The organism is Acidovorax sp. Q11, assembly GCF_054950075.1.
This window is the reverse complement of record NZ_JBUDZG010000005.1, coordinates 55,658-67,835: the sequence shown is the minus strand read 5'-3', so window position 1 is coordinate 67,835 and position 12,178 is coordinate 55,658. Positions and strand designations below refer to the sequence as shown.

The following is a 12,178-nucleotide window of genomic DNA, read 5'->3' as shown; positions in this document are numbered from 1 at the left end:
GAGAGGTGGTGAGAACTGGTGTGTGACGCGCGTCGCGCGGGTGACAGAGGTAGGCCCAGTGGCCCAGCACCATGCTGGTGCGGCTGGCCGGGCCCAGGCCGTCGCACAACAACACACAACACAACAAACCAGGAGACATCCCATGCACAAGATCACAACCCCCCGGGAGCCCCAGGGCTGGCGCCGCGCCGTGGCCACCCGGCTGCGCAGCGCGCTGGCGCTGGCCGCCCTGGGCACCGCCCTGGCCGCCCAGGCCCAGGCCCCCGCACTGCCCGCGCCCGAGAGCGTGACACTCGACAAGCTGGGCTACATGACCACCTTCCCGCCCGAAGGCGCGCAGCGCGTAGACCTGAGCAATTCCTTCAAATACCCGCAGATGCGCTGGGCGCTGCAGCACCTGCGCGAGCTACAGCCCACACACAACATCCGCCGGGGCAGTGCGGCACCCTCGCCCCTGCCTGCAGACCCCAAGCCCTTGGGCGGCGTGGTGTTTGACGATGACAAGGGCCAGACCATCACGGTGGACCAGTGGCTCACCCGCACCTACACCGATGCGCTGGTGGTGATGCACAAGGGCCGCGTGGTGTACGAGCGCTACGACAACCAGATGAAGCCGCACACGCCGCACCTGCTGTTCTCGGTCACCAAGTCGTTCACCGGCCTCATGGCCGCGCAGCTGGCGCACGAGGGCAAGATTGACCCCAATGCGCTGGTGACCAAGTACGTGCCCGAGCTGGCCGACTCGGCCTGGGGCGACATGAAGGTGCGCGAGGTGATGGACATGACGGGGGCCGTGCGCTTCCGCGAGGTCTACACCGACCCCACCACCGAAATTTTTGGCTACAGCTGGTCCAGCGGCATGCTGCCGCGCCCGCCGGGCTACCAGGGGCCGACCAATGTGTATGACTTCCTCAAAACGCTCAAGAAGGAAGGCGAACACGGCGCAGGTTTTTTTTACCGCACCGTGCATTCCGAGGTGCTGGGCTGGATCGTTTCGCGCGCCACGGGCAAACACTGGGCCGAGCTGATGAGCGACAACGTCTGGCAGAAGCTGGGCATGGAGGAAGACGCCCACGTGATGGTGGACAGCGTGGGCACACCGCTGCAGGGCGCGGGGCTCAACGCCACGGCGCGCGACCTGGCGCGGTTTGGCGAAATGCTGCGCCTGGGCGGCAGCTACAACGGCCAGAAGATTTTTGACAAGGCCGTGATCGACGACACCGCCAAGGGCGGTGACCGCGAGAAGTTCAAGATGGGCGGCATGGCGTTTCGCCCCGGCTACAGCTACCGCAACCAGTGGTGGGTGCTGCACAACGCCGACGGCGCCTTTGAGGCCGCAGGCATCCACGGCCAGTTCATCCACGTGAACCCCGCCGCAGAGATGGTGGTGATCAAGCTCTCGTCGCACCCGGTGGCGGGCGCGGGCTTTACCCACCCGCTCACGCTCAAGGCCTGGGCGGCGCTGGCGCAGGCGGTGCGCCGCTGAGGTTTCTGCGTTGCGTTCGCAGCGCCTGGGCTTTGGCCCGGGCGCTTACTTCAGCTTGAACAGCGCCACCATGGCTTCGCGGTACAGGCCATGGCCCACGGCGTTGGTGTTGTGGTGCGAGCCGCCTTCCACCAGCACAAACCGCTTGGGCTCGGCCGCCGCTTCGTACAGCTTGCGGCCCAGGCTGGGCCGGATCAGGCTGTCCTCGCTGCCGTGCACCACCAGCAGGGGCGAGCCGATTTCCGCCACCTTGCGCACGGATTCAAACCGCTGCGTGATCAGCCCCGACACCGGCAGCCAGCCCCACTTGAAGGTGCTGACCACTTCAGGAATGCTGGTAAAGGTGCCTTCGACGATGGTGCCCTGCTCATCCTGTACCTGGCGCGCCAGGTCGATGGCAATCGCGCCGCCGAGCGAGTGGCCAAAGATGTAGCGGGGCTTGTTCGGCTTGTGCTGCGCCAGCCAGGCCCAGGCGGCGCTGGCGTCCTCGGCGGCGGTGGCCTCGGACGGCAGGCCTGCGCTGCTGCGGCCAAAGCCCCGGTAGTCGATGGCCAGCACCGAGAACCCCAGCTCCTTCATGCGCCGGATGCGGTTGGACGAGCCCGCCACGTTCCAGCGTGCACCGTGCAGGTACAGGAGCACGGGCGCGTCCTTGCGCTCATGGGGCAGCCACAGTCCGTGCAGGCGCTCGGCCTTGCCACTGGTGTCGGACTGGAAGTCGATCCACACATCCTCCATGCCCTCGGTGGAGGGGGCACCGCCCCAGCTGCGGTCGCTGGGCTGGAAGATCCACTCGCGCTGCTTGGCGTCAAGGGTGGCGCAGCCCGCCAGGACGGCAATGGCCAGCGCCAGGGAAATCAGGGCAGGGGTGCGTTTCATGAAGAGGACAGATTGGCGCGATGCCGGAAAGTTCTTTCCTTCTTTCATGCAAACGTTGTGCCGATTGTCTCTAAAAGAAGGCAATGCCGCGCTGCAGCATCGAATTATGTTCAAAAGTGATGCTTCCACGCAGATGTCTCTGCACAATGGTGGGGAATGTGCTGGTGATTTGCCACATGTTGGTGCCTCTGGTGGGCGGCATAAAACCGTCACCGGTTGGCAAGAAGGGCGTCACAGCCTTGTCACAAGGCGGGCCCACAGTTCGGCGGTTCTAAACACAACGAGGAGAAGAGCATGCACATTTCTGGTGCGAAGTGGGGAGTTCTGGCCGTGGCGGCCATGCTGGCAGCCTGCGGCGGCAGCGACGACAGCCCCTACCCCACATTGAACGGCGACAAGCCCCTGGTGATTGGTCACCGTGGCGCCAGTGGTTACCTGCCCGAGCACACGCTGGAGAGCTACAAGCGTGCGGTGGAGCTGGGTGCCGATTTCATCGAGCCCGACCTGGTGGCCACCAAGGACGGCGTGCTGATCGCCCGCCACGAGCCCAACATCACCGGCACCACCGATGTGTCCACCCGCGCTGAGTTTGCCAACCGCAAGACCAAGAAGATGGTGGACGGCGTGGAAGAAGAAGGCTGGTTCGCCTCGGACTTCACCCTGGCCGAAATCAAGACCCTGCGTGCCATCCAGCCCATGTCCGAACGCGACCAGTCGCACAACGGCAAGTACCAGATCCCCACGCTGGAAGAAGTGCTGGATCTGGCCAAGAGCGAAGGCACCAAGGCTGGCCGCACGGTGGGTGTGTACCCCGAAACCAAGCACCCCACCTACCACGTCAACCTGGGCCTGCAGCTGGAAGACAGGTTGCTGGCTGTGCTGGCCAAGTACGGCTACACCAGCAAGACCTCACCCGTCATCGTGCAGTCGTTTGAGGTGTCCAACCTCAAATACCTGCGCACCAAGACGCAGATCCGCCTCGTGCAGCTGGTGGACGCGGACGACGTGAACCCGGATGGCACCATGTCGCTGGTGGCCCCCTACGACAAACCCTACGACTTTGCCGTGGCCGGTGACAAGCGCACCTTTGCCAGCCTGCTCACCCCCGCAGGCCTCAAGGAAGTCAAGACCTACGCCGACGGCATCGGACCCTGGAAGCCGTACCTGATCCCCTCCAAGCAGGTGGACGCCAACAAGGACGGCAAGCCCGACGATCTGAACGGCGACGGCAAGATCGACGACCGCGACCGCGTGATGATGCCCCCCACCGACGTGGTGAAAAACGCCCACGCCGAAGGCCTGATGGTGCACCCCTACACCTTCCGCAGCGAAGCCCGCCGCCTGGCCTCGGACTTCAAGGGCGACCCCAAGGCTGAGTACAAGCTGTTCTACAACCTGGGTGTGGATGGGGTGTTCAGCGACTTCCCGGACCACGCGAAGGCGGCTCGGGATAACTGATAAATGGTGTATTGCCCGCCTGTTTTTCAGAGTGGAATTCTCGCCATACAAAACAAAAAGCGCCTCACGGCGCTTTTTGTTTTTCGGTGTACTGCTCAACTTCCCATCTTTTTTTGCAGGCTACTGTTTGAAATATTTCTCACACTGACTGCGGCGAATTGCGGTCAAAAACCTGAGAATTTAAATCAATCTACATGAACTATTGCACAGAAAAAAGTCTGGTTGACTGGGGCAGCGGGTGAGGCGCCTGCAGCCGTGTATTCGACGTCTATTGCGGGGGAGCCGGCGCAAAAAGATTAGTCCGGTGACTCCTTAATTTTCTCTGTTGTTTTTATAATCTTTCCATTGGCAATGAATAGCTCGATCGTGTCAGGTAGATGGCAATCAATCTGGGGCATTCGAATGCCTTGGATGTCCAATGAGCGAGCCGATGGAAAACTCTTCAATAGAGTAGATAAGGTGAATGATTTTGATGGCTTGACCACGCGTAAAAACTCAACTGTGGGCATTGTCTGTAAATTTTCGAAGCCCGAGCATTCAATAAATTCCAGCAATCGCAATTGGCTGCAATTGGCAAGCCAATTGGGATCAAGTTTTGCGATATTTGTACTCCAAAGCAATAGCTCGTAGACCTTTCTACATCCCTTCAGTAGTTTTGAATCGGTTAGATCGAAAACACTGGCTAGTTCGAGGCAGTCAAAACGGCCCAGATCTAGATCTGGAAAATTAGTCCCTCTTCCCCGAATTTCATGTAGATTCTTGAAGCTATCTATTTTCAAATGCTTGAGAGGAAAGCTGCACATCTGTGTAGAAACGCGTTTAATCTTGGCTGCAGCGCTTTCCTCCCAGGAAATGGGGTTGTAAATCATTTTGTCTGGCAGGACAACCTCCAACGCATCAGCTTCGGCCAGAGCGCTTGATGGGACGATTCCCCCATCAAAAGTCTTTAGAAAATTTTCATCGACGACAAGTGTCCACCGGGAATGCCTTGTTCCATCTCGATAGCGTTTTTGCGGGCCAGAGTTGTAGATGAAATTCAGCCCATTTACTACACGTTTTTTTGCTGACATTGGTACCCTTAAATTTCTTACAGAGGAACCTTACCTCCCCCGCAAAAACAACCCATCCAGCTCTTTCATCGACAACTGCCGCCACGTCGGCCGCCCGTGGTTGCACTGGTCGCTGCGGTCGGTGGTCTCCATCTGCCGCAGCAGGGCATTCATCTCGTCCAGCGTGAGCTTGCGGTTGGCGCGCACGGCGCCGTGGCAGGCCATGGTGCCCAGGATTTCGTTGCGGGCGCGTTGCACCACGGTGGTGGCGTCGTGCTGGGCCAGTTCGGCCAGCACGCTGCGGGCCAGTTCCACGGGGTCGCCAAAACCCGACGTTGTTGCCAGGGTGGTAGGCACAGCGCGCACGGCCAGGGTTTTGGGGGAGAAGGGCACGACCTCCAGGCCCAGCATGGCCAGCACCTCTGTGGAGTCTTCGGCGGTGGCTACTTCTTGCGGCGTGGCGGCGAAGGTGGCGGGGATCAGCAGGGGCTGGCTGGCAATGCGGGCGCCGCTGTCCACCTGGGCCTTGAGGCGTTCGTAGACGATGCGTTCGTGGGCGGCGTGCATGTCCACGATGACCATGCCCTGGGCGTTTTCGGCCAGGATGTAGACACCGTGCAGCTGCGCCACGGCACGGCCCAAGGGCCAGTGGGCGGTGGTGCTGTCGCGACCGGTGGGCCAGGTGGTGGTGTCTGCCGTGGCGATGATTTCAGCGGCTTCGGGGGCGGTCTGCGGGCCGTCGGGCGCTGCCTGGTGTTCGGCGGGCTGTGCGGGTTGGGCAGAGGGTGCCCACAGGCCTCCGATGCTGGCGGGCGATGCTGCGGGGGCTCCGTGGTCGGGACTGCTGCTGCTGGTACTGCTACTGCTACTGCTACTGCTACTGCTACTGCTACTGCTACTGCTACTGGGCGCCCACAGCGCTTGCAGGTCTTGCACGCGGTGGCCACGTTCTTCAAATTTGATAGCTGCCTGGGCTTGCCAGGCGGGCGGTAGGGCCTGTTTTTTATCAAAATTTTCTGCCGTGGGCGCAGGCGCTGCCGTGTTGGCTGCCGCCAGCGCGGCGGCGCGGGGGGCGGCCAGCGCGTTTTCTACCGCGTGGCGCACAGCCTGGTGCACCTCGCGGCTGTCTCTGAAGCGCACCTCGATCTTGGTGGGGTGCACGTTCACGTCCACGCGCGCCGGGTCAATCTCGACATACAGCGCATAGATGGGCTGCTTGTGGCCGTGCAGCACGTCTTCGTATGCGCTGCGCGCGGCGTGGGTGAGCACCTTGTCGCGCACAAAGCGGCCATTGACGTAGCAATACTGGTGGTCGGGGCGCGAGCGGGCGGCGTCGGGCAGGCCAGCGCGGCCGGTGACGGTGACGGGGCCCACGCGGTGCTGCACGGCCACCGATTGGGGGACAAAGTCTTCGCCCAGCACGTCCGACAGGCGTCGGGCGAGCGCGTCCTGCGGATCACCCTGGCCTGGCACAAAGGTGGCGCGCCACTGCTCCACCAGCTTGCCTTCGTGCCAGATGGCAAAGCCCACGTCGGGCCGCGCCAGCGCGTGGCGGCGCACGGACTCGATGCAGTGGGCTAGTTCGGTGGCGTCGGTTTTCAGGAACTTGCGGCGCGCGGGGGTGGAGAAGAACAGCTCCTTCACCTCCACCGTGGTGCCGGTGCTGCGCGCGGCGGGGCGCAGCTCGCCACTGCGGGCGTCCAGCAGGAAGGCACTGGCCTGGGCGGCAGGGCGCGAGAGCAGCGACATTTCTGACACCGAGGCAATGGCGGCCAGCGCCTCGCCCCGAAAGCCCATGGTGGCCACGGTTTCCAAGTCGTCCAGGTTGGTGATCTTGCTGGTGGCGTGGCGGCGCAGGGCCACGGGCAGCTCTTCTTGCGGGATGCCGCCGCCATCGTCTTCCACGGTGATCAGGCGCACGCCCCCGGCGGACAGGCGCAGGGTGATCTGCGTGGCGCCAGCATCCAGCGCGTTGTCCACCAGCTCGCGCACCACCGAAGCGGGGCGCTCCACCACCTCACCGGCGGCGATCTGGCTGATCAGCTCATCGGGCAGGTCACGGATGGGGCGGCGGTGGGGGGCGGGGGCCGGTGCGGGCTGTGCCGCTGCAAGGGAGGATGGTGCGTCGTTCACCCGAGGCATTTTAGGGCGGTGTGCGTGCATGGGTATCGGTGCGTGTGCCGCAGGCCGATGGGGATAATGCCGCAACTTTTTTAACGTCCGGTGCCCCCACCGGCCTCCCCATGGAACTGGTCACCTTCCTCATCGACTTCATCCTGCATGTCGATAAGTACCTTGAGATGTTTGTGCAGAACTACGGCGCGTGGGTGTATGCGCTGTTGTTCCTGATCGTGTTTGTGGAGACGGGCGTGGTGGTGATGCCGTTCCTGCCCGGCGACTCGCTGCTGTTCATCGTGGGGGCGCTGTGCGGCGCGGGCATGATGAGTTTTCCGCTGGCCTGCGTCGTCCTCATCGCCGCTGCCATCCTGGGCGACCAGTGCAACTACTCGATCGGCCGCTTTTTTGGCCCCAAGGTGTTCCAGTGGGAGGACTCGCGCTGGTTCAACCGCCGTGCGTTCGACCAGGCGCACAACTTCTATGAAAAATATGGCGGCATCACCATCGTGCTCGCGCGCTTCATGCCGTTCATCCGCACTTTTGCGCCTTTTGTTGCAGGCGTGGCCGAGATGAACCGCGCCAAGTTCAGCGCCTACAACGTGGGCGGCGCGCTGGTGTGGGTGCTGGGCATTTGCACGGCCGGGTATTTCTTTGGCAACCTGCCCTTTGTGCGGGAGCACCTGGACAAGATCATCTGGGCGCTGATTTTTGTGCCGGGCCTGATCGCCATCTTCGGCGCCTGGCGGGCGGGGCGCCAGACCAAGATCGCCTGAAATGAAACACCCCCTGCGTCGCTTCGCGCCTTCCCCCTCTCTCAACTCGCTGCGCGAGTCGGGAGGGGGACGCCCCCGGTGCGGCGGGACGGCCCTTGCACGGGGGCGCTGGCCTGCGCCGCGCCAGTGTCATCCCGTGCGGGTGGCGCGTAGCGCTATGGGCAATTGATAGCTCGTTTTTGCTATAAAAAATAGAGCTGCTTGCGCATGATGGATGCGCGCAAGCAGCCTTTTTTATGCCTATTTTGGGTTAAGCCCGGGTTAGCGGCGGCGGTAGCGGCGCTGGTCCCGGTCTTCACCGATCTCATGGCCAATGAGCGCACCGGCCGCTGCGCCGCCGATGGTGCCCACCGGGCCGCCAAAAATCGCGTTGCCAGCCACGCCGCCGACCACGGCCCCTACGCCGGTGCCCACCTGGGCACGTGATGGGTTCGATGCGCAACCCCCGAGAGCCAGGGCAGCGGTGCAGGTGCCTGCAAGAAGGATGTGTCGGATTTTCATGGTGTAGGTCCTCAAAAAAGGTGCAGGCCGTGTGGTCTGCCATCACCGGCCGTGACGGTGGGCCTGTGCCTCTACTTTGGGTGCTGGTGGTTTTTGTGGGTGTAGGCCGTCCCGCGTGCCGCTTGTAGGACGCGTGGCCTTGTTTCCAGGGCGCAATGGGCGTTGTCTGGAGCAGGCTAAGGGTTTACGTGGGACTGCCAGCTGTTGCCAACCGCGTGGCGCAGGCAGATCATTTCCTGTGCATACACATTCTTACAAGGAGGCACCCCATGGACCCACAAGCACCGCAGGCGAGCCGGGGAGGGCTGGGCACGCAGCTCACGGTGGCGCAGCAGATCGGGCTGATCGTGGGGGTGGCCGTTCTGGCCCTGGTGGTGGTGCTGGGGCTGAGCCTGGTGCGCGTGCAGCACCTGGGCGCCACGGTGGACCGGCTGGCCAACGAACAGGTCGAACGGCTGCAGCTGGCACTGCGCTGGCGCAGCAACATTGCGGTCAACTCCACGCGCGTGTTCTCCATCGTCCAGTCCGAGGGCGATGACCTGCAGAACTACTTCAAGGACATGGTGGCCGCCACCACGGCCGACACCAGCAAGGTGCAAAAGCGCTACACCGAGCTGGAGAACAGCCCCGAGGGCCTGCGCATCCAGGAAGAACTGGCGGCGGTGCGCAAGCCCTACCTGGAGGTGCGTGACAAGGCGCTGGCGCTGAAAAAGGCGGGCGACATGGCGCAGGCCAAGAGTTTTGCGCTGGGCAGCTTTGCCCCGGTGGTGGACCAGTACAACGCAGTGGCCGACAAGATGGTGGCCTACCAGGTGCAGCGCTCGGCCGAGCAGGCGGGCGAGGCGGCGGGGCTGATCCAGTCCTACCGCACCACCGTGCTGGTGGCAGGCGTGGCGGGCCTGGCGCTGCTGGTGCTGCTGTCGTGGGTGGTGGTGCAGCGCATCCGCCGCTCGCTGGCCGAGGTGGCCCAGGTGGCGCAGCGCATTGGCGAGGGCGACCTGTCGCAACCCATCCACGCCCAGGGGCGCGGTGAGGTGGCTCAGATGATGCGCGCGATGGAGGGCATGCAGACCTCGCTGGTGCGCATCGTGGGCGATGTGCGCCACAGCAGCGACAGCATTGCCACCGGCTCCAGCGAAATCGCCACCGGCAATGCCGACCTGAGCCAGCGCACGGAAGAGCAGGCCAGCAACCTGCAGCAGACTGCGGCGTCGATGGAGCAGATCACCAGCACCGTGAAGAACAACTCCGACACCGCACAGCGCGCGGCGGTGCTGGCGGGTTCGGCATCGGCCGCCGCCGTGAAGGGGGGCGAGGTGGTGGGCCAGGTGGTGGCCACCATGCAGGACATTGCGGCTGCATCCAAAAAGATCACCGACATCATCGCGGTGATCGACGGCATTGCGTTCCAGACCAACATCCTGGCGCTGAACGCAGCGGTGGAAGCGGCCCGCGCGGGCGAGCAGGGCCGGGGTTTTGCCGTGGTGGCCAGCGAGGTGCGCAGCCTCGCGCAACGCTCAGCCTCTGCCGCCAAGGAGATCAAGACCCTGATCGGCGCGAGCGTGGAGAAAGTGGACAACGGCGCCCAGCTGGTGAGCAATGCGGGCCAGAGCATGGAGGACATCGTCACCCAGGTCAAACGTGTGAGCGACCTGATCGGCGAGATCTCCAGCGCCACCAGCGAGCAGACCATCGGCATCAGCCAGGTGGGCGAGGCCGTGACGCAGCTCGACCAGGTCACTCAGCAGAACGCCGCGCTGGTGGAGCAGAGCGCGGCAGCGGCCGACAGCCTCAAGCACCAAGCCGCCAAGCTGGCCCAGACCGTGAGCGTGTTCCGGCTGGGGCAGTGAGCGGGTTGGGCCGGATGAGCGTGGAGCGCGGTGGCTGCCCCGTCAGCCCGCCTGCAGGCACAGCGTTACCAGCAGCGAGGCGGGCTGCACCGCCTTGAGTGCATGCAGCGCACGCGGCGCCAGGTGCACAAAGTCTCCAGGGTGCAGCTGCTGCACGCCGCCGTCGCTGGCAAATTCAACCACCCCTTCGATGCACTGCACCGTGGCCTCGCCCGGTGTCTGGTGTTCTTTCATGGATTTGCCCACGGGCAGGACCACGCGCATCACTTCAAGCTGGCCCGCCTTCAGGATGGCGGTGGTGAGGGTGTCGGGCAGGCGCTCGCCCAGGGGGCGCACGCTGACGATCTGGCCGGATTGGGCATGGGGCAAGGCCATGGTTTTTCTCCTTCCTGTCCTTCCTTCCCTGCCTCGGCGCATCGGTGGCACGGTGCGGGTGTTCGGGCGAAATGCCGGCGTGAGGCGGGGCTGTGAAGGCTACTTTGCCCGCTCTTGGCAGGTGGCGCAAGGCCGGGGAATCACGGGGTTTACCGGTGCCGCGCAGTCTGCGGGTGCGCCATCCACAAGCACCTGCACCCAGGCCTACACCGACCGGCTGCGCGCCAGCGGCGGGTTCTTGGCGAAGTAGCGCGTGATGCCGCGCATCAGCGCATCGGCCAGCTGCTCCTGGTAGGCGCTGCTGCGCAGGCGTTTTTCTTCTTCGGGGTTGCTGATGAAGGCGGTTTCGACCAGCACGCTGGGGATGTCAGGGGCCTTCAGCACCGCAAAACCGGCCTGTTCCACGCGCGGCTTGTGCAGCTTGGCCATGCCGCCAATCTCGCCCAGCAGCACGGAGCCGAGCTTGAGGCTGTCGTTGATCTGTGCGGTGGTGCTCATGTCCAGCAGCGCGCGCTGCACATGCTGGTCTTTGGACTGCACGTTGATGCCACCCACCAGGTCGGCCTGATTTTCCTTGTTGGCCAGCCAGCGCGCGGCCGTGCTGGAGGCGCCGCCCTGGCTCAGCGCAAACACGCTGGCGCCCCGGGCGGCGGGGGTGGTGAAGGCGTCGGCGTGGATGGAGACAAACAGGTCGGCCTGCACGCGCCGCGCCTTCTGCACGCGGGTGCCCAGGGGCACAAAATAGTCGCCGTCGCGCGTGAGGTAGGCCCGCATGGGGTTGCCGCCCACGGTGGTGGCGTTGATGCGGTCGCGCAGCAGGTAGGCCACGCGCAGCACCACGTCTTTTTCGCGCGTGCCTGCGGGGCCGATGGCGCCGGGGTCTTCGCCGCCATGGCCCGGGTCCAGTGCCACGATGATGAGGCGGTCGGTGTGGGTGGCGGTGGCGCGGTTGCCGGTGCGGGGCGGCTCGACCGGTGCGGGGGGCATTGCAGGTGCTGCAGCCACCGCTGGCGGGGGCGCGTCTGCCGGTGCAGGTGCAGGTGCCGGTCCGGGGCGCTGGGCCCGCTGGGCGATCAGGTCACCCAGGGGGTCGTGTTCGGCCGACGGGTTGGCGGCTGCAGCGGGCGCGCCGGGGCGTGTGGTGGCCGTGGGGATGGGGGCCAGGGGGGCAGGCTTGTCTGCAGAGGGCGCATCGCGCAGGCGCTCGGCAATCAGCGCTTCCAGCGGGTCCACCGGCGCAGCGGGGTACAGGTCGAACACCAGCCGGTGCTGGTAGGCGGCCACGGGCGGCAGGGTGAAGACCTGGGGCAGGGCGGCCTGCTTCAGGTCCACCACCAGGCGCACCACGCCGGGCGCGTTCTGGCCCACGCGGATGCCTGCGATGTTGGGGTCGTCGGGCTTGACCTTGGCCACCAGTTCGCGCAGCGCGGGGCTCAGGTCGATGCCTTCGATGTCCACGGCCAGGCGCGGTGGTGTGGTCACAAAAAACTGCTTGGCCACCAGTGCACCATCGGATTCGATGGTCACACGCGAATACTCCGGGGCAGGCCACACGCGCACGGCCAGGATGGTGGCGCCACGCGCAATCTGCTGCGTGCCCAGCAGCAACACCAGGGAGCCCATCTGCAGCACAGCGCGACGCGAGGGCTGCTTTGCGGAGGGGGTGGGCATGTGGGGCTGGTTCACGGT

At 64.5% G+C, this 12,178-nt stretch carries 10 protein-coding genes; 4 read left to right on the top strand and 6 right to left on the bottom strand.

Annotated features, from left to right (window positions below):
- Nucleotides 1-142: 142 nt before the first annotated feature.
- Nucleotides 143-1,486, top strand: a complete 1,344-nt coding sequence (locus ACYZGB_RS06265) for a serine hydrolase domain-containing protein (RefSeq protein WP_462387392.1) — start codon at nt 143-145, stop codon at nt 1,484-1,486.
- 45 nt (nt 1,487-1,531) lie between these two features.
- On the opposite strand, the gene ACYZGB_RS06260 is transcribed toward ACYZGB_RS06265, so the two are convergent.
- Entirely contained in the window at nt 1,532-2,365 is an 834-nt protein-coding gene (locus tag ACYZGB_RS06260; protein WP_462387391.1) for an alpha/beta hydrolase, read from the bottom strand.
- Nucleotides 2,366-2,659: 294 nt separating this feature from the next.
- Between ACYZGB_RS06260 and ACYZGB_RS06255 the strand changes: the two genes are divergently transcribed.
- Nucleotides 2,660-3,823, top strand: a complete 1,164-nt coding sequence (locus tag ACYZGB_RS06255) for a glycerophosphodiester phosphodiesterase (RefSeq protein WP_462387390.1) — start codon at nt 2,660-2,662, stop codon at nt 3,821-3,823.
- A 296-nt stretch (nt 3,824-4,119) separates the two neighbouring features.
- Here ACYZGB_RS06255 and ACYZGB_RS06250 read toward each other — a convergent pair whose 3' ends face one another.
- The gene (locus ACYZGB_RS06250) at nt 4,120-4,893 is read right to left on the bottom strand and encodes a hypothetical protein (protein WP_462387389.1); all 774 of its coding nucleotides are present in this window, start codon (nt 4,891-4,893) and stop codon (nt 4,120-4,122) included.
- Nucleotides 4,894-4,923: 30 nt separating this feature from the next.
- Nucleotides 4,924-7,014, bottom strand: coding sequence for a DNA mismatch repair endonuclease MutL (gene mutL, locus ACYZGB_RS06245; protein WP_462387388.1), 2,091 nt, complete (start codon nt 7,012-7,014; stop codon nt 4,924-4,926).
- Nucleotides 7,015-7,115: 101 nt separating this feature from the next.
- Between mutL and ACYZGB_RS06240 the strand changes: the two genes are divergently transcribed.
- Nucleotides 7,116-7,763 carry a DedA family protein gene (locus tag ACYZGB_RS06240; RefSeq protein WP_462387386.1) on the top strand — a complete coding sequence of 216 codons (648 nt, stop codon included), beginning with the start codon at nt 7,116-7,118 and terminating at the stop codon, nt 7,761-7,763.
- Between the two features lie 261 nt (nt 7,764-8,024).
- On the opposite strand, the gene ACYZGB_RS06235 is transcribed toward ACYZGB_RS06240, so the two are convergent.
- A complete protein-coding gene (locus ACYZGB_RS06235; RefSeq protein WP_462387385.1) occupies nt 8,025-8,264 on the bottom strand; it encodes a glycine zipper 2TM domain-containing protein in 240 nt (79 codons plus the stop codon).
- 269 nt (nt 8,265-8,533) lie between these two features.
- Between ACYZGB_RS06235 and ACYZGB_RS06230 the strand changes: the two genes are divergently transcribed.
- Nucleotides 8,534-10,114: a methyl-accepting chemotaxis protein gene (locus tag ACYZGB_RS06230; RefSeq protein ID WP_462387384.1), complete on the top strand. Its 1,581-nt coding sequence runs from the start codon at nt 8,534-8,536 to the stop codon at nt 10,112-10,114.
- 42 nt (nt 10,115-10,156) lie between these two features.
- On the opposite strand, the gene ACYZGB_RS06225 is transcribed toward ACYZGB_RS06230, so the two are convergent.
- Together ACYZGB_RS06225 and ACYZGB_RS06220 are read right to left on the bottom strand one after the other, a co-directional pair.
- A complete protein-coding gene (locus ACYZGB_RS06225) occupies nt 10,157-10,489 on the bottom strand; it encodes a cupin domain-containing protein (protein ID WP_462387383.1) in 333 nt (110 codons plus the stop codon).
- A gap of 204 nt (nt 10,490-10,693) precedes the next feature.
- Entirely contained in the window at nt 10,694-12,160 is a 1,467-nt protein-coding gene (locus ACYZGB_RS06220; RefSeq protein WP_462387382.1) for an N-acetylmuramoyl-L-alanine amidase, read from the bottom strand.
- Nucleotides 12,161-12,178 lie beyond the last annotated feature (18 nt).